Origin of the sequence: Actinomyces ihuae (genome assembly GCF_001457875.1) — a bacterium.
In the GTDB taxonomy this organism is placed as follows: domain Bacteria; phylum Actinomycetota; class Actinomycetes; order Actinomycetales; family Actinomycetaceae; genus Pauljensenia; species Pauljensenia radingae_A.
On sequence record NZ_CZPX01000005.1, the window covers coordinates 59,719 to 84,314 of the forward strand.

At 60.1% G+C, this 24,596-nt stretch carries 17 protein-coding genes and 1 tRNA gene; 9 read left to right on the forward strand and 9 right to left on the reverse strand.

The window, feature by feature from the left end; all coding sequences use genetic code 11:
* Window positions 1-310: 310 nt before the first annotated feature.
* The 5 genes from BN3002_RS05045 to BN3002_RS05065 form a co-directional block, all read right to left on the reverse strand.
* A tRNA-Leu gene (locus tag BN3002_RS05045) sits at window positions 311-391 on the reverse strand.
* A gap of 38 nt (window positions 392-429) precedes the next feature.
* Window positions 430-1,647, reverse strand: a complete 1,218-nt coding sequence (gene mnmA / locus BN3002_RS05050; protein ID WP_058236963.1) for a tRNA 2-thiouridine(34) synthase MnmA — start codon at window positions 1,645-1,647, stop codon at window positions 430-432.
* A complete protein-coding gene (locus BN3002_RS05055) occupies window positions 1,644-2,879 on the reverse strand; it encodes a cysteine desulfurase family protein (protein ID WP_058236964.1) in 1,236 nt (411 codons plus the stop codon). The genes mnmA and BN3002_RS05055 overlap by 4 nt, the downstream gene beginning before the upstream one ends.
* The gene (locus BN3002_RS05060; RefSeq protein WP_058236965.1) at window positions 2,876-3,874 is read right to left on the reverse strand and encodes an electron transfer flavoprotein subunit alpha/FixB family protein; all 999 of its coding nucleotides are present in this window, start codon (window positions 3,872-3,874) and stop codon (window positions 2,876-2,878) included. Before BN3002_RS05060 ends, BN3002_RS05055 begins: the two co-directional genes overlap by 4 nt.
* A 2-nt stretch (window positions 3,875-3,876) precedes the next feature.
* The gene (locus BN3002_RS05065; protein WP_058236966.1) at window positions 3,877-4,677 is read right to left on the reverse strand and encodes an electron transfer flavoprotein subunit beta/FixA family protein; all 801 of its coding nucleotides are present in this window, start codon (window positions 4,675-4,677) and stop codon (window positions 3,877-3,879) included.
* 180 nt (window positions 4,678-4,857) lie between these two features.
* Here BN3002_RS05065 and glgX point away from each other — a divergent pair, with 180 nt between their 5' ends.
* From glgX to BN3002_RS05085, 4 genes are all read left to right on the forward strand, one after another.
* Window positions 4,858-7,212, forward strand: a complete 2,355-nt coding sequence (gene glgX, locus BN3002_RS05070) for a glycogen debranching protein GlgX (RefSeq protein ID WP_257525474.1) — start codon at window positions 4,858-4,860, stop codon at window positions 7,210-7,212.
* Window positions 7,205-8,305, forward strand: coding sequence for a tryptophan--tRNA ligase (gene trpS / locus BN3002_RS05075; RefSeq protein WP_058236968.1), 1,101 nt, complete (start codon window positions 7,205-7,207; stop codon window positions 8,303-8,305). Before glgX ends, trpS begins: the two co-directional genes overlap by 8 nt.
* 86 nt (window positions 8,306-8,391) lie before the next feature.
* The gene (locus BN3002_RS05080; RefSeq protein ID WP_058236969.1) at window positions 8,392-9,114 is read left to right on the forward strand and encodes a VIT1/CCC1 transporter family protein; all 723 of its coding nucleotides are present in this window, start codon (window positions 8,392-8,394) and stop codon (window positions 9,112-9,114) included.
* Between the two features lie 174 nt (window positions 9,115-9,288).
* On the forward strand, window positions 9,289-9,942 hold the full coding sequence (locus BN3002_RS05085; protein ID WP_257525475.1) for a hypothetical protein: 654 nt from the start codon (window positions 9,289-9,291) through the stop codon (window positions 9,940-9,942).
* A gap of 15 nt (window positions 9,943-9,957) precedes the next feature.
* Here BN3002_RS05085 and BN3002_RS05090 read toward each other — a convergent pair whose 3' ends face one another.
* Window positions 9,958-12,327, reverse strand: coding sequence for a glycogen/starch/alpha-glucan phosphorylase (locus tag BN3002_RS05090; RefSeq protein ID WP_058236971.1), 2,370 nt, complete (start codon window positions 12,325-12,327; stop codon window positions 9,958-9,960).
* Between the two features lie 333 nt (window positions 12,328-12,660).
* On the opposite strand from BN3002_RS05090, the gene BN3002_RS05095 reads away from it, so the two are divergent.
* The 5 genes from BN3002_RS05095 to BN3002_RS05115 all read left to right on the forward strand — a co-directional run bounded on the left by BN3002_RS05095 (window position 12,661) and on the right by BN3002_RS05115 (window position 20,884).
* Entirely contained in the window at window positions 12,661-14,685 is a 2,025-nt protein-coding gene (locus tag BN3002_RS05095) for a maltotransferase domain-containing protein (protein ID WP_058236972.1), read from the forward strand.
* A 197-nt stretch (window positions 14,686-14,882) separates the two neighbouring features.
* Window positions 14,883-16,598 (forward strand): maltose alpha-D-glucosyltransferase, encoded by a 1,716-nt coding sequence (treS, locus tag BN3002_RS05100; RefSeq protein WP_058237816.1) that lies wholly within the window; start codon window positions 14,883-14,885, stop codon window positions 16,596-16,598.
* Window positions 16,591-18,000 (forward strand): phosphotransferase, encoded by a 1,410-nt coding sequence (locus tag BN3002_RS05105; protein WP_058236973.1) that lies wholly within the window; start codon window positions 16,591-16,593, stop codon window positions 17,998-18,000. The genes treS and BN3002_RS05105 overlap by 8 nt, the downstream gene beginning before the upstream one ends.
* 102 nt (window positions 18,001-18,102) lie before the next feature.
* On the forward strand, window positions 18,103-20,292 hold the full coding sequence (gene glgB / locus BN3002_RS05110) for a 1,4-alpha-glucan branching protein GlgB (protein WP_058236974.1): 2,190 nt from the start codon (window positions 18,103-18,105) through the stop codon (window positions 20,290-20,292).
* A gap of 70 nt (window positions 20,293-20,362) precedes the next feature.
* A complete protein-coding gene (locus BN3002_RS05115; protein WP_058236975.1) occupies window positions 20,363-20,884 on the forward strand; it encodes an O-acetyl-ADP-ribose deacetylase in 522 nt (173 codons plus the stop codon).
* A 62-nt stretch (window positions 20,885-20,946) separates the two neighbouring features.
* On the opposite strand, the gene BN3002_RS05120 is transcribed toward BN3002_RS05115, so the two are convergent.
* From BN3002_RS05120 to BN3002_RS05130, 3 genes are read right to left on the reverse strand one after another with little or no spacing between them, the layout of a single operon-like run.
* On the reverse strand, window positions 20,947-21,909 hold the full coding sequence (locus BN3002_RS05120) for a tetratricopeptide repeat protein (protein ID WP_227469280.1): 963 nt from the start codon (window positions 21,907-21,909) through the stop codon (window positions 20,947-20,949).
* Window positions 21,910-22,923, reverse strand: a complete 1,014-nt coding sequence (locus BN3002_RS05125) for a DUF8094 domain-containing protein (RefSeq protein ID WP_058236976.1) — start codon at window positions 22,921-22,923, stop codon at window positions 21,910-21,912.
* The gene (locus BN3002_RS05130; protein WP_058236977.1) at window positions 22,920-24,572 is read right to left on the reverse strand and encodes a hypothetical protein; all 1,653 of its coding nucleotides are present in this window, start codon (window positions 24,570-24,572) and stop codon (window positions 22,920-22,922) included. The genes BN3002_RS05125 and BN3002_RS05130 overlap by 4 nt, the downstream gene beginning before the upstream one ends.
* Window positions 24,573-24,596: the final 24 nt, after the last annotated feature.

The following is a 24,596-nucleotide window of genomic DNA, read 5'->3' on the forward strand; positions in this document are numbered from 1 at the left end:
AGGGGAATGTGCACTTTCGCGCTACTTTTTAGGGGCATGTGCACGGGAAGGCCCAAGATTTAGGGGTATGTGCATGCCGACCACTTAAATCTAGGGGAATGTGCACTTTCGCGCTACTTTTTAGGGGCTTGTGCACACCGGGCACTGGCAGAGCAGTAGCGTCAGTGCATTAGGAAGTTTATGAAGGACCGGACACGCCCACCCCATACACATATTTCGGGCATTAGCCCCGGATCGGGCCACCGCCACACACAAAAAAGCCGGGACACCGCCAACACAATGTCCACGATGTCCCGATACATCACAAGAGTGCGCGAGGGGGGACTTGAACCCCCACGTCAAAGACACTGGAACCTAAATCCAGCGCGTCTGCCAATTCCGCCACTCGCGCGCGACATTTATCTTACGCGGCATCTATTCTAACGGTTTCTAGCTGGCACGAGCTCCCTCATGGCTCACACCCCGCGAGACACCGGACACACTCCCCCGCCGAGCGGTCGACTCGATCGTTGCTTCAGCGATCACCTGCGTGCCTCGGTACAGCACCAGCGACTGGCCCGGAGCCACGCCGCGGATCGGATCAGCCAGATCCACACTCAGTGCAGGCGCAGCGTCGCCCTCGTCAATATGAACCCCGGCGACAACGGAGGGCGTTCCGTGAGCGCGCACCTGCGCGGTCAGGACATCCTCGGGGACATCTGCCAGCATCCGTCCGGCCAACGCAGACCCGAACGCGACGGTCGCCTCCTGATCAACAGTGGCGAGGGAGCGCGGCGCCATCCACACCACGTCGGTGGTCGAAATGTGATCCACGCTCAGCAATTCAGCAGGCCCCACGATCACCTGATTGGATTGCGGGTTGGTGCGCAGAACGTAGCGCGGCTTGCCGTCAGCGGCCGGTCGTTCCAAACGCAGTCCGCGGCGCTGCCCCACCGTGAAGTTCCAGTATCCACCGTGTTCACCCACGATGTTGCCGTCCGCATCCACGATCTCACCCATGTCCTTGCCAAGGGCGCGCTGCAGGAAGCCCTGCGTATCGCCGTCAGGGATAAAGCAGATGTCGTAGGAATCGGGTTTGTTGGACACGCCCAGTCCGCGCCGATCCGCCTCGGCACGCACCCACGCTTTATCGGGCGCATCGCCTAGCGGTGTGATAACACGAGAAAGCTCCTCGCGCCCCATGATGGCCAGCACATAGGACTGGTCTTTTGCTTCGTCGCGGGCGCGATGCAGCTCGGGACCATCCGGACCGTCGATAACGCGCGCGTAGTGCCCGGTGCACACGGCATCGAAACCGAGGGTGCGGGCGCGATCGGCCAGTTCACGGAATTTCACGAATTCGTTGCATCGCACACACGGGTTGGGAGTATGCCCCTGGCGATATTGATCGACAAAGTCGGTGACGACAGTTCGTTCAAACTCCTCTGCCAGGTCCCACACGTAGAACGGCACGCCCAGCGTCTGCGCCGCGCGGGCGGCATCCCCTGCGTCCTCCACCGAGCAGCATCCGCGTGAACCGATGCGGCATTCCTGAGGCTGGCTGGACAGCGCCATGTGAACGGCAACCACATCGTGGCCTGCTTCGACAGCGAGCGCACACGCCACAGCAGAGTCCACTCCCCCTGATAGTGCAGCCAGGACCCTCATCTGTCCTCCTTCACAACATGTCCCCGTTCATCGAATCCGTCCATTGCCTGCGCCTGCGAAAGCGCGTCAGGTAGAGCCTGACACAGTGCGCGCACATCGTCGAGGGTTGTTGATGTGGAGACGCACACACGTAGCACGCCCAGTGCTTCACGTTCCGATCTGTCCATAGCCATGACCACCTCAGATGGGCGTGTCACACCAGCATGGCAAGCAGAGCCTGCTGACACCATCACACCGGCTCGGTCCATCGCCATGAGCACCACTTCGGGGTGTACGGTCGGCATCGACAGGTGAATGATCGAGGGCACGGTGGGCGCATCCCCCACCGTCGCTGACACGCCCTCAGGCAGGTGGTCAAGGATCTCGCGACGCATCTGCGAGCAGTGCCGATGCATCTGATCCCGCTCGGAAACACATTCGACCATCGCGGCAGCCAGGGCGACCGCGCCCGCCACGTCCGGTGTTCCCGAACGGATTCCGCGCTCATGCCCCCCACCGGGTCGGTCCGTTGTCAACGGGATGCCGCGCCGCGCAACCAGGATGCCCGTCCCCACAGGCGCACCCACTTTATGTCCCCCGATGCTCAGCAGGTCAGCGCCGAGGGTGTCCATGCTGATCGGCAGGCATGAAAAGGCCTGAGCCGCATCCGTGTGAATGATGGGGCGCTGACCACGCGCAGCTCTTACCGGATCATTACCGGCAGCGCCGAACATGTCGGCAAGCTGGGCAACCGGCTGAATGGTTCCCACTTCCGAGCACACCGTGCACACCGACACCACCGCCAAGTGCTCACTGAGGTGTGCAGCGTCGAGCTCGCCAATGAATGTGATGCCCTGAGCGCTGGAAGGCAGTACCTGCCACGTGAATCCGGCAGGTTCAAGGACCTCGCGCTGATGTGCCACTGCGTCATGTTCGAGGGCGGACACTGCCACAACGCTGCGTGCAGGGTTGACAGCCCGCACCGCCCGAGCTGTCCCCGACACGGCGAGGGCGTCAGATTCAGTGGCGCCGGATGTGAAGAGCACTTCGTGCAGGTTCACACTCAGCAGGTCTGCGATCTGTTCACGCGCATCGTCCAGCATCCGGCGGGCAGCACGCCCACCCGCATGCAGGGAGGACGGGTTGCCGGGGGTGGCCGTCAAGTCATGTTGGGCTTTCAGCCAGGCTTCCCGGGCAACGGGCCGAAGCGGCGTGGTCGCCGCAAAATCCAGATAGTGCGTGGGCGTGGTCATTGGTCCTTTCGCGCCCGCAGATCCTCCAGAGCCTGCGGAACGACCTCGAAGATGTCGCCAACGATGCCGAAGTCAGCGATCTCAAAGATCGGAGCATCCGGGTCATCGCACACGGCAATGATCGTGTCGGAGGCTTGCATACCAACAGTGTGGTGGATTGCGCCGGACACGCCCAGGCCGATGTACACCGACGGTGCCACTGACACGCCGGTCTGGCCGATCTGGATGGAACGCGGTACCCACCCTTCATCTGAGGCAACGCGGGTTGCACCCACCGCACCTCCAAGTTCGTCAGCCAGCTGTTCGACCAGTGAGAAGTCTCCGCCGGTGCCGCGCCCGCCGACCACGACGACGTCTGCGTCGGTCAGTGACACGCGTCCGTCACCCGCGGCGTGAACGGATTGTGGGACCTGAACGGCGTCGGCTTCTGCACTGAACTTCACGGCCACGGTGGTCACGTCAGGCGTGGTCGCCGTCTCTGCGTCCTCGGCCTGAACAGACGAAGGCCGCAGACCGATAATCGGCGTGCCGCGAGTGATTTCCATTGTCGTTTCCCATGTTCCGGCCAGAACTGTCTTGGCTGCGTGGAGAACGCCGCCGCTGATATGCACATCTGACACGTCAACAGCCGCACCCGAGTCGAGCTGGACAGCCAGCCGAGCGGCAACCTCTCGCCCTCGGTAATTCGCCACACACAAAATGGCGGCAGCATCTGGAACGCGGTCGAAGCAGGCTCGAACCGCGTCCGCCACAACAGCACTGATGCGCGGCGAATGGCCGGCAAGGTCCGGGCTCAGGACGTGCGCTACGCCCTGCGCTCCCAACGCCTCCATGTCCGGCGCACTGTTCAGAGCGATCGCTGTAATCGGCCCGGTGGTCAGTGAGCGTGCCAGTGTGAGGAGCTGGTGCGATGCCGGGGTCAGCGTGTATCCCTGCGCGTCGTCACCCGTGTGGTCGGTCATCACCAGCAACGGCTGGTCAAGTGTTTCTGCCATAATCAGCACTCCTCCATCAGGTAGCGAGCCAGTTGGTGACCGCCGTCTCCCGAATCGGCCACGATCGTGCCCTCACCGTCGCGTTCACGTTCCTGCGCATCAAGGACGTTAATGGCACGCGGAGCGCCGTCCTGGCGAATCTCATCGAGCGACGCATCGTCCACATCGTCCAGTGAGAGCTCGTCGAGCGGCTTGGAACGCGCAGCACGCATCGTCTTGAACGAGGGATAGCGCGGCTCATTGATCTGGTCGGTTACCGACACGAGGACAGGAGTGGAACTGGTCAGCGTGTCATCGAAGCCATCAGCGGTGCGCTGAATCGTCACAGTCCACGGCCCTTCTTCCTCGCCCGTCAGGCTCATCTGATGGGCAAGACCCAGGTATGGCAGATGCAGGATCGTGGCCAGTGCCGCCGGCAACGCCGAGGTGAGAGAGTCAAGTGCGGCCATTCCGGTGATCACCATGTCGAGAGGCTCATCCTCGCGCAGCTGGTCGAGTGCGGCTCCCAGCACCCGCGCCGTGGTGACCACGTCTGCGCCTTCGAGACGCTCATCAGTGACGAGGATGGCGCGGTCGGCTCCCATTTGAAGTGCGCGCACGAGGGCATCTTCAGCGTCCTGCGGCCCCATTGTCACTGCGATCACTTCACCGCCGTGTTCTTCGACCAGGGAGACGGCAGCCTCGATCGCGTTTTCATCGAGTTCATTGAGCACGTCATCTTCTCCGCGTACCAACCGCCCGTCTTCGATACGACGCTCCGATTGGACGTCAGGTACGTGCTTGACACATACTGCAATTCTCATGCCTTTAGCGTGCCACACTTTGAGGCGAACCTCGTGGTGGCTTACGTTACGTCCACCAGGAGCGTCTCAGCTCCTCGCGAAGAAATGCGCGGTCAGAGCCGTCATTGAGACGCATGACTGGGGGTGATCACTTACAATCGAGACAGGAATTGTGCCTGCCTGACACACGTTTGAGAGTAAATGGATAGTAAAAGAAACATGGTGCCCAGCTCCGATCACGACTTCGCCGCTCCTGCACCGCGCATCCCCTCACCGAATCCCACACCTCGCCGGATCGGAGTGTATGCGCGTGAAGGCGGAATCGACGTTGCTGTTGTGGCGCGCCATGCGACGCGCGTGGATCTGTGCATCCTGGCAGATGACGGTACGGCACATGAAAAGCGCTGGTCATTGCTCGGACCCGAAGACGGAATCTGGCATGGGCACCTGGACGGCGCAGGCCTGGGAACGCACTACGGTTTCCGAGTCCACGGCCCGTGGGATCCTGACGCCGCAATGTTTCACAATCCGGCAAAACTTTTGCTGGACCCCTATGGGCGCGGCCTAGCCGGTTCGGTCCAGATGGGGGCTGCCGTTCACGCGCACACCGTTGACGAGGACCTGTACCCGGCAACCTATCCGCTGGAAAAGTCTGACCTGAACTCAGCACCCTACATGCCGCACTCGGTTGTCGTGTCCACGCAGTTCGACATTGCCGACAAACCGCGCACACCGTGGGACCAGACCGTGATCTATGAGCTGCACGTCAAGGGCTTCACGCTCAATATGCCTGACATTCCGGATGACCTGCGGGGAACTTACGCAGGACTGGCGCACCCCGCAGCGGTGGACTATCTGAAGAAGCTGGGCATCACGGCTGTGGAATTGCTGCCCATCCACGCCAAACACGATGAGACGTTCCTGATTGAGCGCGGGTTGACGAATTATTGGGGTTATTCGACGCTGTCGTTCTTTGCCCCTGAACCGTCGTACGCTACCGAGGCTGCACGCAGGCGCGGCGCTCAGGGTGTGATTGATGAGTTCCGAGGCATGGTGTCGATCCTGCATCAGGCCGACATCGAGGTGCTTCTGGACGTGGTCTATAACCACACATGCGAAGGGTCGGAAACGGGATCGACACTGTCGTGGAGCGGTTTTGATGCACCGCTGTACTATCGATTCGATCATGGGCGCCCTCGTCGCATGATCGACGTGACGGGAACGGGCAACTCGCTGAACACGGACGAGCCACTGGCCATGAAAATGGTGCTGGATTCACTGCGCTACTGGTCGCGCGAAATGGGGATCGATGGCTTCCGCTTCGATCTGGCGGCCACGCTTGGACGCTTCTCAACGGGCTTTGCGCCGATGCACCCTCTGCTTATCGGGATCGGAACCGATGAGGACCTGTGCCAGGACAAGCTCATTGCCGAGCCGTGGGACATTGGCCCGGGCGGGTGGCAGACCGGTAATTTCCCCTCACCATTTTCTGAGTGGAATGATCGTTACCGCGACACGGTGCGCGAGTTCTGGCTTTCCGATTTCAGGTCCCTGGCAATGGGTCGCGGTGCGATCGGCCCGATGAAGCTGGCCACACGCGTGTCCGGCTCTTCTGATCTGTTTGCTCACGGTGGTCACCGTTTTGACGGACCGCGGCGCTCCGTGAATTTCGTGACAGCTCACGACGGGTTCACCCTGGCTGACCTGACCGCTTTTGATCACAAACACAACATGGCGAACCTGGAACAGAACCGCGATGGTACGACGAATAATCATTCGTGGAACCACGGCATCGAAGGCACTATTGCGCAGACTCCGGTCGATGACGCTCACGACGCGCTGAACGGGTCGCCTGTCAGTTCTGACTTCCTGCAGGACATTTACCCCACGCGTCACAGGAGCCAGCGCAATTTGCTGACGACGCTGCTCACCTCGTCTGGTACTCCGATGATTGTGGCGGGCGATGAGTTTCAGCGCACGCAGTTCGGCAATAACAACGCTTACTGCCAGGACTCTCCCATCTCATGGATCGATTGGAACATGTCGGACTCGCAGAAGCAGCAGCTTGCCACTGTTCGCTGGCTGCTGGCCCTGCGACGTCATCATCCGGTCTTGCGTCCCTCCCTTTTCGCAGATGGCAGGATAGCTGAGGGCGATGTCATAGCCGATCTGGGGTGGTTTGATCGTGACGCTCACGACATTGCGCAGGATGGCTGGGCTCAGGAGCACAACCGTGTCTTCCAGATGCTCCGTTCGGGGTATCAGCTGGGTGACCGCGACGCCCTCGTTGTGGTGAATGGAACATTGGATGTTGCCACGGTTCGTCTGGTGAGCGGGCGCGGCTCTGACTGGTACGTCGTCATGGATACCTCCTGGTCGTGCCCTTCCGATGGCGGTATCAACGTCGAGGGAGACATCGAGCGCCTGGAACGCGGGCTTCCTGACAGACTGGAAGTTGTCCGTTGTGGGGACGAAGTGACGATCGAGCCACAGTCCGTGATCGTCATGTTGTCAGCACGCACCCCTCATCATTCGGTAGACTACGGGCGTGACTAGTAGTGAAGACCAACTTGAAAATTCCACCAACCACGCTTCGCTGGAACGGGCAAAGACTCGATCCGTTGAACTTGAGGAAGCCATTGATCAGGATCCGTCGCGATTCCGCATCCTCACCGGCGACCGGCCGACCGGAAAGCTGCACCTGGGGCACTATTTCGGCACGTTGAAGAACCGCGTGGAACTGCAAAACCGCGGCGTTGAAACGTGGGTTCTGGTGGCCGATTATCAGGTCATCACTGACCGCGACGCTGTTGGCCCGCTGCGCCAGCGCGTCCTGGGCCTCGTTGCCGATTACCTGGCCGTGGGTATCGACCCAAAGCGCAGCATCATCTTCAACCACTCGGCAGTGCCGGCACTGAACCAGTTGCTGTTGCCGTTCCTGTCATTGGTCACCGAGTCTGAACTGCATCGCAACCCTACGGTCAAGTCAGAGCTTGATGCGACGAACGGTCGCGCCATGTCGGGATTGCTGCTGACCTACCCGGTGCATCAGGCCGCAGATATCCTGTTCTGCAAGGCGAACCTCGTGCCGGTGGGACAGGACCAGCTCCCCCACCTGGAGCAGACACGCCTGATCGCTCAGCGTTTTGACCGCCGCTACGGGCGCGCCGACAAGGAGCATCCTGTTTTCCCGCGCCCTGACGCGTTGCTGTCGAAGACCCCGCTGCTGCTGGGCACCGACGGCAACAAGATGTCAAAGTCTCGTGGCAACACGATCGAGCTGGATATGACTGCCGATGAGACGGCGCGTGTGCTCAAGAAAGCCAAGACTGATCCTGATCGCGTCATCACCTATGACCCGGAGAATCGACCCGAGGTGTCGAACCTGTTGATGATGGCGTCACTGGCCACTGGCGAGGATCCCCACGCCATTGCCGACCGTATCGGCGATGGTGGCGGCGGCACGCTCAAATCAGTCGTGACCGACGCGCTCAACGAGTTCCTCGCGCCGATCCGCGAGCGCCGTGAAGAGCTGGCCGCTAACGAGGATTACCTGCTGGAGGTTCTCCATCACGGTGATGAAGTCGCCAATGAGCAGGCTGATCGCACGCTGGCTGAGGTGCGTCGCGCGATGGATATGGTGTACTGAGCGAGCCAAGGTTTGCGTAAGCTGGCCATTTTTAGATCAGCTTTTCCTTGCTAGAAACCCGCTTTGACCTGCGATAATGTGCTCTCATGAGTACTGTTGTCGAAGCGGTGCGCAGTGAACGGCAGGGCTTCATTTCCTCCAAGCTCAACTGGCTGCGTGCAGGAGTGTTGGGAGCCAATGACGGCATTGTGTCGATCGCCGGTCTACTGATCGGCATCGCCGCTGTCGACCCCACGAACACACATGCCATCGTGATTGCCGGAATCGCCGGTATCGCCTCGGCAGCACTGTCAATGGCAATCGGCGAATACGTATCGGTATCCACTCAACGTGACACTGAGCGCGAAATTGTCCGCCTGCAGCACGTGGCACAGAGCCGCAATCCCGGCCACGCTTTCAACGAGATCAAGCAGGTGTGTCTGCAACGCGGCATGAGCGAGGAGAGCGCGCACCAGGTTGCCTCGGACCTGTCCTCACATGAGCCGGTCAATGCCGTCATTTCATTCAAGTACGGCATCGATTCGGATTCACTGACCAGTCCGTGGGCTGCGGCCGGCAGCTCCTTCATCGCATTCGTCAGCGGTGCTGCCCTGCCGATGCTGACAATGGTTCTGGCTCCCCCACCGCTTCGCATCGTGTCAACCTTTGTGTCTGTATTTGTGGCTCTCGCATTGACAGGGTGGATCAGCGCGTGGCTGGGACGCTCTCCGCGCCAGAGGTCGGTCCTGCGACTGGTGTGCGCCGGCAGTGCGGCAATGATCATCACCTACACGATCGGTCGACTGCTGGAAAGTGCGTCAATGGTGTGATTGACGAGATCGCGATGCCCGTGCTACACTGCTTTACTACAGACTCAATACTAACGACGTAGTTGGAAAGCAGATACGGTTGCGCTCGTGTCAGACAGGCGCGCCGCCATGGGAAGAATCTCGATCAGTATGGGGAGTGATCCAGTACTCATGCACACATCCATCACGAATCACATGCGCGCCACGCGCATTCTTCTGATCGCAGCAGGACTCTTATGCATCACAGCGACCTGTCTTGCACTGTTCGTCCTCACGCCCAGCACGCAGGCAAACAGGACTGAAGCGCGCAATCCTGATCTTGCACAATACGCTCAAAGCGCCGATATTCCAGAGCAGATCACCACTCAGGCACAGCAGGAAATGGCACAAGTGGGCGAGGAATACCCGCCCGGCGCCACCCCTCCCACCGTTGCCGACCTGCTTCCGTGGGCAGTAGGCGCTGAAGTGGATTCAGTAAGCACCGATCACATTCAGTACACGTCCGGCGCCGATAACCCCGTAGCAATGCGTCAGGCACAGCAAACTGACCCGTCTGCCGACACTCCCGTCACAGTCGTCACCGCCGAAGGAGATGTTGCGGTCCTCGCAGCCCTTGACTGGGAGTGTGCCTGGATCAAGGAATTCGTTAACGCCACGAACAGTGGAAACGCGGACCGTGTGAACACAGCAGTGACGCAGATCAGCAAATTCCCCGATCTTGACGTCATCCAGCGTTTTAACCCTGAAGTCGGTGAAGGACACGCCCGTGACGTCATTCCCCGTATCCAGCAAGGAGACGTCGAATTTGCGAACTATTGGCTCGCTACGACATGTAGCGAGCCTGAATAGTTCAGCGTGACAGGATCACTGGTCGATCGGGGCTGCCTCAAGCTTCCACACCTCGCGCGCATAGTCGCGGATCGTGCGGTCCGATGAGAAACGTCCCGACTTCGTGATGTTGACCCATGTCTTGCGTGCCCATGCCTGGCGGTCACAGTAGTCACGCGCCATCTGGTCGCGAGCCGTGCGGTAGGCATCAAAATCACCCAGCACGTAGTACACGTCGGCCGGATCGTAACTACCTTCCAGCAGTGACAGACGCAGGTCATGGAAATCACCTGTGCCGCCGTCATCCAGCGTGCCGTCAGTCATTGCATCGAGCACACGCTTCAGTCCAGGTACGTTTTCATAGTGCCAGCGCGGATCGTATGTGCGGCGCAGCTCAGGCAACTCATCTTCCGTGGCACCGAAGATGTAGGCGTTATCCTGGCCAACAGCGTCCAGAATCTCCACGTTCGCGCCATCGAGCGTGCCCAGCGTCAGTGCACCGTTCATCATGAACTTCATGTTCGAGGTGCCCGACGCTTCCTTGCCGGCAGTTGAAATCTGCTCAGACACGTCAGCAGCCGGAATGATGTGCTCAGCAGGCGAGACGTTGTAGTTTTCCACGAAGACAACTGTGATGCGCCCGTCAATGTCAGGATCGTTGTTGACCAGATCCCCGATTGAGTTGATCAGCTTGATGATCGCCTTGGCGCGCACATATCCCGGCGCTGCCTTCGCACCGAAGATGAACACGCGCGGCGGCAGATCCAGTGACGGATCCTCCTTGAGGCGGTAGTACAGGTCCAGAATGTAGAACGCATTCATCAGCTGACGCTTGTACTCGTGCAAACGCTTGATCTGCACGTCGAAGATCGCATCAGGATTGACCTCAATGCCCTGGCGGTTCTTGATCCACTGAGCAAAGTCAACCTTGTTGTCATGCTTGATGTCGATCAGTCGCTGCAGAACACTCTCGTCAACGCTGTCAGTGAACTGTGCGAGGACGTCAAGATCGGTGACCCACTGGTCTGAGCCGGTCACCTCGTCAAGCAGGGCGGACAGGCGCGGGTTGCACTGACGCAGCCAGCGACGAGGGGTCACACCGTTCGTCTTGTTATTGAAGCGCTCGGGCCAGATGTCATGCCACTGACGCAGCGTTTCGCGCTTGATAATTTCTGTGTGCAGCGCGGCCACACCGTTAATCGAATACGACGCATAGCAGGCGATCCACGCCATGTGCACCATGTTGCCCTGGACCGGAGCCATGTAGTTGATGGTTCCCTCGTCGATGGCGCGCTCAGTCATGTCGATGCGGAAGCGGCGGTCGATTTCGCGCACAATTTCCATGATGCGCGGGAAGAGGCGATCAAAGATCGATGTCTCCCACTTCTCCAGCGCTTCAGCCAGCACCGTGTGGTTCGTGTACGCGAACGTGTGACTGACGACGTCCCATGCTGCTTCCCACGTCCAGCCGTACTCATCCAGCAGGATTCGCATCAGTTCGGGGATAGCCAGAACCGGGTGAGTGTCGTTGAGCTGAATCGCGTTGAAATCAGCCAGAGTTGTCAGGTCGCCCTCGTGCTGGGCAATATGGTTGGCAACAATGTCGTGCAGCGAGGCGGCGCAGAAGAAGTACTGCTGGCGCACGCGCAGGATCTTGCCCTCGAACGTGGAGTCATTGGGGTACAGCACGCGTGAAATGTCGGCGACGGCTTCACGCTCGACAATGGCGTCAGTGAAGCGCTGCGAGTTGAACGCGTCGTAGTCGAATTCTTCAACCGGCTCTGCACGCCACAGTCGCAGCGTTCCCACGTTGCGTGTGCCGTATCCGGTGATCGGCATGTCGTAGGGAATGGCTCGCACATCCATGTCGGCATAGTGAATGATGCGCTGTTCTTCCTCGCGGCGCACAATGAAGGGGTAGCCCTCCTCCATCCACGCATCGGGCTGTTCACGCTGGAAGCCGTCCTCAAACAGCTGCTTGAACAGGCCGTAGCGGTACAGGATTCCGTAGCCGTTCACCGGGTAGTCCAGTGTGGCGCATGAGTCGAGGAAGCAGGCTGCCAGTCGCCCGAGGCCACCGTTGCCCAGCGCTGCATCCGGTTCCTGTTCCAGGACATCGGACAGCGTCTGGCCAAAAGAATTGACGATCTTTTCTGCTTCGTTCGTCAGGCCGAGGTTCGACAGGTTATTCAGCAGGGCGCGACCCATCAGGAATTCGGCCGAAAAATAGTGTTCCCGTCGTTTGGTTGCATACAGACGGTTGGTACGATCCCAGTCGCTCGCGACGCGGTCAACAACTGCCGCAGAAAGGCCCTGCCACATTTCCATGAGGGTGGAGCGATCTGCTGGTCGACCTGAAAAGGAGCGGACTTGCGAAGTGGCTGCATCAGCCAGGCTATAAGACATCTAGTAATCAATCCCTTCAGTTAGACACGCTGCAGCAGCTGAAGCACCCGCGTGTAATACGCTGAATCATTCTCACACACAGCAGTCTAGTGGTCCCTGCATTCAGCGTCGAATGGTGAATAACTCCGCTGAATGCATGGTGAGAAAATTTCATTGACGTTTCACGTGGGGTCTCGAACGTGTCATGGCTCAGTCACGTTCAGCCTTGATGCGACCACAAGATACGGCATGGGAATTCTTCTCGGCGATGCGCACACCACCCATGGTCCCCCACGTGCCTCCCAAATTCAGTACCCTAACAATGTGAGCCACAAATCTTCTCGACCACTCGACATGACCGTGACACGCATCCCCGCGGTGGAACTCTCCCCCGTTGTGGAAGGCGGGCGACTTCCAGCCAAGGCGACCGCCGGTGAGCCATTCCCCATTCGCGCAACGGTGTTTCGCGAGGGACACGACGCCTATCAGGCCGAAGCGGTCCTGATTGACCCCGACGGACATGACCACACGATTGCTCCAATGGTGGATATTGCACCCGGTCTGGATCGCTACGAGGCATGGGTGATGCCTGACCGACCCGGCAACTGGTCATTTTGCATTCAGACGTGGTCAGATCCCTACGCTACGTGGCGACATGATGCCACCATTAAAGTCGATGCCGACATCGACGCTGACCTCATGCTGGAAGAGGGCGCACGCCTGTTTGAGCGCATGATCGAAGGGAGGGCACTGGCCAATTCTGACCAGCAGGGTCTGGCTGAGCCCCATGCGCGCGTCCTCCACAGTGCAATCTCCATCATGCGCGATGCCACCCGATCAAACCAGCAGCGCCTGTCGGCCGGTATATCGTCTTCTGTGCGCCACATTGTGCGTCAGTACCCACTGCGTGACCTGGTCGGTCGCACTGAGGCCTATCCGCTGCATGTCGCGCGCACCCGCGCCCTGGTGGGCTCCTGGTATGAGATTTTCCCCCGCTCAGCCGGAGCATTCCAGCGCCCTGATGGCACATGGGTCTCAGGCACACTGCGCACCGCAATTGAGGAACTCGATCGCATCAGTGCGATGGGATTTGATGTCATCTACCTCACACCAGTTCACCCCATCGGCACGACGTTCCGCAAGGGCAAGAACAATACGCTGAATGCTCTGGAAACCGATCCTGGTTCCCCCTACGGCATCGGGTCAGATGAAGGGGGCCACGACGCGATTCACCCTGACCTGGGAGATTTTGACGATTTCGATGCATTCGTCGCTGCCGCATACGAACGCGGCATGGAGGTCGCACTCGACTTTGCCCTGCAGTGTTCACCGGATCACCCGTGGGTCAGGGACCATCCCGAATGGTTCTCGCAGCGAGCCGACGGCTCCATCGCGTATGCGGAGAATCCGCCCAAGAAGTACCAGGACATCTACCCCATTAACTTCGATCACGATCCTGAAGGCCTGTTCGAAGCGATCCACGACCTGTTCCGCCTGTGGATCGCACACGGCGTGAAGATTTTCCGAGTGGACAACCCGCACACCAAGCCAGTGAACTTCTGGAAACGCATGATGGACACGCTGCATCGCGAATATCCAGACGTGATCTGCCTGGCTGAAGCGTTCACTCGCCCCGCCATGATGCGCACGCTGGGTGCCGTCGGTTTTGACCAGTCCTACACGTACTTCGCGTGGCGTACCTATAAGAAGGAGATCGAAGAGTACCTCAAGGAAGTCTCCGAGCAGACACCGCACCTGATGCGCCCGACATTCTGGCCGACGACGCACGATATTTTGACGCCGCAGATGACCGAGGGCGGCACCGCCATGTTTGCAATCCGCGCGATTCTGGCCGCATGCGGCGCTCCGACGTGGGGCATCTACTCCGGCTACGAGCTGGTCGAATCGGTACCGCGCCCCGGTTTTGAAGAACAGATCAACAACGAGAAATACGAGTACCGTCCGCGCAGGTGGGAGGATGCGGAGCGCACGGGTATTCCTCAGTTGCTCACCCTGCTCAACACTGCACGAGGGCGACATCGTGCCCTGCAGCAGCTTCACCAGATCAGCATTCACCGTACATCCAACGACCAGTTGCTGTGCTTCTCACGGCACATTCCCGGACAGTTCACACCTGATGGGAACCCGGACACGGTGATCGTGGTGGTCTCACTGGATCCGCATCATGAAGTGTGGGGCTCTGTTGACCTCGATGTCAACGCGCCCGGCATGGAGCTGCTCAACGCTGGCCACGGCGGCGGGTTGAACCTTGTCGATGAACTGGACGGCATGGAGTACCGCTGGGGTGCGTCGAATGTGGTGCGGCTGAGCCCGTGGACCCGCATCGGACACGTCTTTGGGGTTGAACAGCAACAGTAGAATGCACCGCGCGCCTCCAGGCGCCGCGGGTCCCACTCGCCGGGCATGAAATGCATACACACCGTGCATCAGCGCGCCGTAACTGGCAGTATGATGCCATGACCGTTGATGATTCATCGCGCGCTGAACTGGACGCCGCACCTGAGACGACGACCGCCACCTCCAGCCACTATGCGCAACTCTCACCATTCCACAATATGACGGTGGACCAGCCACACGAGGATGAAGCCGCCCTCGTCCCTGTGGCCGACGACCCCAGTTGGTACCGCCACGCAGTCTTCTATGAGCTGCTGATCCACTCTTTCCAGGACTCCAACGGCGACGGCGTGGGTGACATTCCCGGCCTGATCTCGCGGCTCGACTACCTCAAGTGGCTCGGTATCGATGCAATCTGGCTGCCCCCGTTCTTTCCTTCCCCTCTGGCCGACGGCGGCTACGACATTTCCGACTACAAGGGCATCGACGAACGCTTCGGCACGATGGATGATTTCCGTGCCCTCGTGGAAGCCGCACATGAACGAGGCCTGCGCATCGTGCTGGACATGGTCATGAACCACACGTCCGACCAGCACCCGTGGTTCCAGTCCTCACGCTCCGACCCGAACGGACCGTACGGCGATTTCTACGTCTGGCGTGACCGACCCAACGAATACGCCGACGCGCGCATCATTTTCGTGGACTCGGAAGTATCGAACTGGACGTGGGATGAGGAGCGCCACCAGTTCTTCTGGCATCGTTTCTTCTCACACCAGCCGGACCTGAACTATGAAAACCCTGCGGTGCGCGAAGCCATGAAAGACGTGGTGCGTTTTTGGTGCACCACCGGTGTGGACGGCTTCAGGTTGGATGCCATCCCCTACCTGTTCGAAGAAGAAGGTACGAACTGCGAGAACCTCCCGGCCACGCACGAGTTCATCGCGGACCTGCGCGCAATGGTCGAAGAAGAGTTCCCCGGCACCGTCATGATTGCCGAGGCGAACCAGCCGCCTCACGAGGTTGTCGCCTATTTTGGAACCGATGAGGCACCCGAGTGCCATATCTGCTTCCACTTCCCGATCATGCCGCGCATTTTCGCCGCGCTGCGCGAGGAATCCTCACACGGGCTGCGCGAAATCCTGGCTGCCACCCCTCCCCTGCCCAAGGGTGGCCAATGGGGTGTTTTCCTGCGCAATCACGATGAACTGACCCTGGAGATGGTCACGGACGAGGAACGCGCCAGGATGTATGAGTGGTACTGCCCTGAAGAGCGCATGCGTTCCAATGTCGGTATACGTCGACGACTCATGCCGCTGCTGCATGCCTCGCGCCGCGAGGTTGAACTGGCCTACGCGCTGCTGCTGTCCTTGCCCGGTTCCCCGTTCCTGTTCTATGGCGATGAGATCGGTATGGGTGACAACGTGGATCTGCCTGACCGTTTCGGCGTGCGCACCCCTATGCAGTGGGATGACACGCCGACGATGGGCTTTTCCGATGCCCCGCAGGATCAGTGGTTCCTGCCGGGAATTTCATCACCGACCTATGACCAGCGCGCAGTGAACGTGGCCGAGCACGCCACCCGCCCGACCTCGATGCTGAACTGGACGCGCAAGATGCTGAACACGCGCCGCAAGCATGCGCCGTTCGGATTTGGTGACATGACGCTGCTGTGGTCCTCTGACGATGCTGTGCTCGCGTTCTTGCGCCGAGACGAATCCGAAACGATTCTGTGCGTCAACAACCTGTCCACTGAACCGCACTCCGCGAAGATCCACCTGCCCGGCATGGCCGGCTGGCATCTGTACGATCTTGGATCGGGCAACGCGTTCCCGGATGTGCGTGACGATGAGACGGTGGACATCACGCTGCCGCGCCACGGCTTTTACTGGCTGGGCGTGACGTTCCTTGAACCAGAAAGTGAGGAAGAAGATGAGTAACGCACCGTCTTCCATTCAACTCCTGGAAGCGATCGCCCCGTGGCTCACGTCGAGGCGATGGTTCCCACGCACCAGCGACCGCACATTGCAGGTCATTGGCGAGCTCAATGCCGATTCAGGCTATCTGGAACCGCCGGGAACTCCGGAGTCCGATTCCGGTGATTTAGCGTCAGTTCGCCTGCTGATCATCCAGGCCGGCTCGCAACTGCTCAACGTCCCCCTCGTTCTCGTTCCGCAGGCCGGAGACGACGTTGCCGAAACGTTCGACAATCCTGCGACGGACGTTGACGAGGGCGACCCCATCGGATCGATTGGTGACCTGAGTATTCTGGACGGCGTGTCGGTGTGGGCATTTTGGGACACGTGGCTGGCGATGGGTCGTGCCGTTGGAACGGTGGATGCTGACACCGTTGAACGCATGCGCGACATGCGTGACCAGGTACAGGTGTATGGAGGCGAGCAGTCGAACACCTCGGTTATTTTCCGAGGTACCACAGACGAGACTCCTGGAATCATCGCGAAGGTACTGCGCGTGCTCACGGAGGGTGCTCACCCGGATGTTGAGGTGCCCACCGCGCTATGCGAGGCTGACTGGAACCACGTGCCACGCGTTTTCGGCTACGTTGCCGTCCCGGCACGCGTGCGTTCGTGGCCCAAGAAGGAATCGGAACTGTGTGTGGCGACCATTATCAGTGAGCTGGTACGCGATGGGCGCGACGGTTTCGTCTTCTTTGTCGATGGTGCCTCCCGCGGTGAAGATCTTACCGAGCAGGCACGTTCACTGGGTACCGTGACAGCTCAGATGCATGAGATTCTGGCGAGGGCTCTGCCCACTGCTGACGGGCCGACGCCATCGCAGATCGCTGCGCGGGTGCGCAACAACCTCGATGCTGCGCACGCTGAGGTCCCTGGCCTGACCGGCGAACTCGTGGATACATTGGGCCGCGAGCTGGACCAGCTCGCACAATGGGACGAGCCGCTTCAGGCGACCCGCATTCACGGCGACTACCACCTGGGGCAGACCCTGCTCAGCGATGATGGGTGGAAGATTCTGGACTTCGAGGGCGAGCCGCTGCGCCCCCTGGCCGAGCGCACCGCCCCTGACCTGCCGCTCAAGGACGTTGCCGGGATGCTGCGTTCCTTCGACTATGCGATGGCGCAGGCACGACGCCTTGCCGATGATGACTCAGCGATTGACGATGCCGTCGCTCACGAGTGGGTCAGCCAGCACCAGCGTGCGTTCCTTGAGGGGTATCACGCTGATTTCTCGGGTCGCGACGACGCACTCATGACTGCACTGATCATTGAGAAGGCAGCCTATGAGTCGATCTACGAACATAGGATGCGTCCAGACTGGCTGAGTATTCCCCTCGATGCGCTCACCGAACTGGCTGAGCGGTAAAACGGTCGACACGTGGAGCACATCGGACGGTCGTTTGTTGCAAAGAACGCCACGACCGTCCGAACGGCCACGCCGTGACCGTGTGCATGGGAAAATGAGGTCATGAACGCCTCACCGATTCCTCAAGATCCAGACCTCCTTGATACAGTGGCGCAGGGGCAGTACTACCTGCCTCATGCCGTGCTCGGAGCGCACCTCAGTGACGGGTCAGTGACGATCCGCACGGTGCATCATTTGGCCGACGCCGTCCAAATTGTCACGCCCGATCAAACAGTTGACGCTGTTCACGAACGCTCCGGCGTGTGGGTTGCCGTCTTTGAATGTGACGATATTCCCGACTACCGAGTGCGCGTGACCTACGGTGACCAGACGACACTGATGGACGACCCCTACCGTTTCCTGCCCACACTGGGCGAAATGGATATTTACCTCATTTCCGAGGGACGACACGAAGAACTGTGGAAAGTTCTGGGAGCACATCTGACTCACTACACCGGCCCGATGGGTGACGTCGAGGGCGTCGCATTTGCGGTATGGGCGCCCAACGCGTCTGCCGTGCGCGTCGTCGGCGACTTCAACTATTGGGACGGCAGCGCCAGCGCAATGCGCTCACTGGGATCGTCCGGCGTGTGGGAGCTGTTCATCCCAGGTGTGGGCGTGGGAGCGCGCTACAAATTCGAGATCCGAGGGCCGGGCGGTAACTGGTTCCAAAAGGCTGACCCGATGGCACGTGCCACCGAGATTCCTCCGGCAACTGCCTCTGTTGTCACCGACCGTTTCCACAGGTGGGATGACGATGAGTGGATGGACAGGCGTGCTCACACCACCCCGCACACCGCTGCCATGTCAGTGTACGAAGTCCACATTGGATCCTGGAAACAGGGGCTGGGCTACCGTCAGCTCGCTGATGAGCTGATCGCCTACGTCACCGAAGCCGGTTTCACGCACGTCGAATTCATGCCGGTGGCTGAACATCCGTTCGGCGGTTCGTGGGGCTACCAGGTCACCTCGTACTACGCGCCGACCTCACGCTACGGCACGCCCGACGACTTCCGTTATCTGGTGGACCGCCTCCACCAGGCAGGTATCGGCGTCATCCTGGACTGGGTGCCAGCCCACTTCCCGAAGGATGACTGGGCGCTTGCCCGTTTCGACGGCACTCCCCTGTACGAGGATCCCGATCCGTTGCGTGGTGAACATCCGGATTGGGGAACGTACGTCTTCAACTTCGGGCGTCGGGAGGTGCGTAACTTCCTGGTTGCCAACGCCCTGTACTGGCTCGAGGAGTTCCACGTCGATGGCTTGCGTGTCGATGCGGTGGCCTCCATGCTGTATCTGGATTATTCACGCAAGGAAGGCCAGTGGCGGCCGAATCAGTACGGCGGTCGCGAACACCTGGAAGCCATCCAGTTCCTGCAGGAAGCCAACGCAACTGCCTACAGGCGTCACCCCGGCATCGTAATGGTGGCTGAAGAGTCAACAGCGTGGCCCGGCGTGACCGCGCCAACGTCAGGAGGCGGCCTGGGGTTCGGCATGAAGTGGAATATGGGCTGGATGAACGACACGCTGCGGTACATGCAGGAAGACCCTGTCAACCGTCGCTGGCACCACGGTGAACTCACGTTCTCGTTGGTGTACGCATTCTCCGAGAACTACATTCTGCCGCTGTCCCATGATGAGGTCGTTCACGGCAAAGGCTCGCTCGTTTCGAAGATGCCCGGTGATAAGTGGCAGAAAATGGCCTCGCTTCGCGCACTGTACGCCTACCAGTGGTCGCATCCTGGCAAACAACTGCTGTTCATGGGACAGGAATTTGGGCAGGAACAGGAATGGACCGAGCAGCATTCTCTGGATTGGTGGCTGCTCGATGACGATCTGCATTCCGGGTTGCTGTCGCTGGTGTCGGCTCTCAACAGGATCTATCGCGACGAGCCCGCGCTGTGGGACGACGACTACACGGGCTTTGAGTGGATCGACGCGTCAGACGGCGATCACAACGTGATCTCCCATATCCGCAAGGGAATGGGCTCCGATGACAAGCAGCACCTCCTTGTCTGCGTCACGAACTTTGCCGGCACACCTCACGAGGGCTACCGCGTGGGGCTGCCGTTCAGCGGCCAGTGGGAGGAAATCCTCAACACTGACAGCGAAGAGTTCGGCGGATCCGGTGTGATCAACATGGGGCCGGTCATCGCTGAAGATGTTCCATGGAACGGCCGGCCAGCATCGGCTGAGCTGCGCGTGCCACCGCTGGGTGCGCTCTGGCTGCGTCCTGTCACATCTGAGAACTAGACACGGACGGTTGAGCGGACGGGCAGCAATTCCTGCCTGCTCGCTCAACCGCCCGTGAGATATGCGAGCAATGATGGAACTGATCAGCGGCGACATCACAACACTTGAGGTGGACGCCATTGTCAACGCTGCGAACTCGTCACTGCTGGGTGGTGGCGGCGTGGATGGGGCAATTCACCGCGGAGCTGGGCCCGACCTGCTCGCCGCCTGCAAGAAAGTGCGTGCCAGCCAGTTCCCTGATGGTCTTCCCGTGGGGCACGCTGTAGCGACTGAGGGTTTCAGACTGCCGGCGCGCTGGGTAATCCACACTGTCGGACCTAACCGGCATCGCGGGCAGACTGACCCGGATCTGCTACGCTCCTGCTTCACGTCGAGTCTGCGGGTTGCCGAGGACATCAGTGCACGCTCCGTAGCGTTCCCTGCAATTTCAGCAGGAGTGTACGGCTGGGATATGGAACAGGTTGCGAGTATCGGCATAGAGGCGGCTCGCACCTATGAAAGCGAACAGGACGAGCACGCAATCAGGATCGTGTTCTGCTTATTTGATGACCGAGCCCTGCACGTATGGCGCAGCGTCGCCGGCGAGCACTAGACTGCCCCGACGCGCGGACGAGCCGATTCGAGCTGCCTCAGGTGCGATCACCACACCAGCCTCTAGATCATGAGAGCGGTTGCCAGCCTGCGACGGGCAGCGTTGACTTCCGGTGAGGATCCGGCCACGCGGAACAAGTCCAGGATGCGTGTGCGCAGCTCTTCACGCCTGTCATCATCGGTGCTGTGCTCCAAAGCGCTGATCAGAACGTCGAAGGCCTGAGCGTGCTGGCCGGCGTTAAACAGCTCATCAGCATGATCCAGGTCGTTATCCGCATTCCCAGCCGTGCCGCGCTCAAGCAGACGCACGCGCGCCAACTGGGCTTCGGCATCGTGGTCGCGCGCATTGCGCTCCACGATCTTCTCCCACGCCGCGATCGCGCCGTCGAGGTCACCTGATTCTTCCAGGTCCAACGCATGCTGGTGTTCAGGCGGTACGGGCGCCTTCACGTCCTCCCCGCTGACTGCGACGCGGCCCGTAACCCCCATCTGCTGGGCTGCCGTCAACAGTTCATCCAGGACCGGCACGACCTGTTCTTTAATCGCATTTCCCTGGAAGAGCGGGATCGGGCGCCCACCGATCAGTGCACACACCGTCGGCAAGGCCTGCACCTGAAGTGCGCGAGTGATGCCCGGAGCTTTCTCCACCTCGATCTTCACCAACTGGAAGGCGCCGCTCCTTTCGCGGACGATCCCCTCCAGCATGGACAGAACGGACGATGACTCCAAGGAGCGCGATGACCACAGTGCCATCAGCACAGGAACAGTGCGTGACGTTGCCATGATGTCCTCGAACTGAGCGTCATCGCAGTCGCGAATCAAAGGCACGTTCAGTTGCACCCCGGCATCACCGTCGGCAGGAGCGGCAGCAGGGACGCCCGAAGCGGACAGGTCAACGGCACCGTGAGAATCGGCGACCTGACGCTGCACGTGAGACTGTTCGGAGGCCTCCGCGCTGTGCGCTGCACGCGAGGCTGGTTCCCGCTGCGAATTGTGCTGCGCCATTGATGGATCACTCTCTGCCACTTATTCTCCTTCGGGTTTGGTTGAATCGTCGCGCGTGACCTGCTCGATCACACGTTCAGCGCCGATGACGCGAGCTTTCTGATCGGATCCGGCCTGCGGCAGCTCAATCAAAACCGAGACCAGGTATTTTGCAGATGCCGATCCGATAACCTTGGGGTCTCCCTCGTTAATAGCCGCAGGGGAGCCGCCCAGCTGCATGGTGGATCTGGCAACCGTGCGCTGGTAGGTGTGCGTCATTGCGAACGATGCGGACACGAGGGCTGATCCGTTGTTCAAGACGAGTCCTGAGATCGGCAATCCCTCCGTCTGTGCGTGAGCCGTGACGGTACCGGCGGCCTGCACGGATTGTCCGAGCGATGCGATCTCGTCGAAGTGCGAGCGCGCATACTCGTCTTCTGCGAACATGTCGGATCCGGCGGTGCCAGAATTGAGCATTTCGACGTATTTTTCCACTGCTTCGCTGGGCGTCATGATGAAGCCGTCGGCATCGGCAGGTACGTATGCTGCACCCGTCTCCAGTGGGGCTGTCGTGAATTCTGAGCCGCCCAGAAGGCGCACCCAGTTCTCCAGTTCGTAATTGGAGCGCGCATCCTGCTGAGTGATGACGTAAACAATCGGCAGTTCCCCGTCCGAGCTTTGCTCGATGTCCAGGAACATTCGCGGCCACGTCGTTGAGTTGGTCGATGTCACCATTTCCCCGGTGAGACTCAGCTGCGGCACCGTGGTGTCCTTGGCTTTGGCGAGCACGAACTGTGCACCGCGCATGCGCAGAGCCGGGTCTTTGACGCGTCCGGACAGGGCTTCGGTCGTGCCCTCGTCACTGGCTTGGTCGAGTGCGGCCTGGATATGTCCGAGGATCGTGTTGATGCGGTTGGCATCCAGGTTGGCCGCACCGTTTGCGCCGGACGCTGGCTGTTCAGTGGCCGGTACTTCTATTTCTCCTGACGAGCAGGCGCTGACCATCGACAGTGATGCGAGCATCACCACGGCAGCGCAGATGCGGCGGCGTATCACTGTTCCTCCTTGGTCGATCCTGTTCCGTCACGATGCAGCCAGTTCGACATGATGGACGTCCATGCGCCCTTTTGGGAACGGCCAGTGTCCTGAGGTCGTTCGGCGTCAGCTTGTGTATCGTCGCCCCGTGGATCGTCGCCGTCCTGTGAACGGTCGGTTCGGCTCGCGTGTCCAGTGCCGCTCACATGGTCGGCTTCGTTTTCCGCACGGTCGCCGTCTGTCTGACGTACGAGGGTGTCGCCGCTGTCTGCTTGGTGCGCCGACGGGACGATCGGGATGAGGCCAGTGTTGAATTCGTGGCCATCGATATTCACCGATTCTTCGCCTCGGGAGCGCGCTTCGCGTAATGCGCGTCGCGTCGGGAAGACCATCGGTACACGAGCCACGGACATGTCAATGACACCCGAATCGGTGGGGGCCGAATGTTCGACTGGTTCGGCTGGCTTTGCAGTCTCAGCCGGCTCAGCAAGCTCAGCCGGTTCTACAGCTTCCTCCGACTCAGCGGGTTCGGCAGCCTGTTTCTGTTCGACGAGGTCTTCAGCTTCGCCGTTCATGGCCGGCTCGACAGGTTCAGCGGATTCAGCAAGTTCTTCCGGCTCTTCCGCTTCTTCGTACTGGTCCGCCTCTTCGGAGCGTTTCACCTCTTCACAGTGATCGTGTTCTTCCCGGTGAGCTTGCTCCTCAGGCAAGCCGTCAGCTTCATCTGTCAGGTCGGCTACCGGGACCGGCTCGCTGACATCAAGCGACTCAGCCTCGTCTGCTTCATGGGTACCGTCCTCAGCTTGCGACACGTCACCCTCATCGTCTGCCTCGTCAGAGGCTTCCTCGGCGTCTGGCATCTGGGAGATGTCGATCGGGGCGGTGTCGGTGGTATCAGCCTGGTCACGAGACTTCAGCTCGTCGGCACGTGCCGCGCGGCGACGCTGGTTGCGCCAGATGATGACCGCCATGACTGCGGCGATCAGTGCCAGGACAATGGTCAAAAGCCACACGGCGATCGCTGCGATATTGGTGCGCTCAACCGGCCAAGTCAACGTCAATGTCGGGGCTTTCGAACCGTCTGTCGTGGCCAGTACGGACACCGTGTCAGGAACGGCTTTCAGTGTGAGCGACGCGCTCCCCTGGCCGGCTGCCTGATCCAACCACATGTCATTATCCAACGGGTTCGCAATCGAGGCCCCCGACTGAGCTTCTTCCTTGGCAGTCTGAGCTTCGGACTGTGCCTGGCCATCGGCCGTTGACTGAGGAGCAGCTGCGGATTGCTCGCCATCAGCCACATCCGACGATTGCGCCTGATTCGCATCCGTTTCCGCATGGTCGGTTACTTTCAGCTGTGTCATACCAGCTTCCAGGCCCACAACTTCGGTATAAGCCTCGTCACCGAGCCACCCGATCACATCAGGAGTGGATCCAACCACGACACTGACGGGCGTCGACGCATCGGCAGCTTCGACGGTCACTGTCACGTCTTCTGCTTTCAAAGGGAGCACACGCGCACGCGTCATCACATAGGGCTGATCTGGGTCAGCCTTGGCCTCAATGTGCTGTCCAGGTGCCCAAACGGTCAGTGTCAAAATGCCGATGATGCCAGCAACAAGAGCCACTGCTGCAAGGGCTAAAGCGCTGGCGTAACGTCTGATACCACTCACAGTGTCCGCTCCTCCGCAAAAATT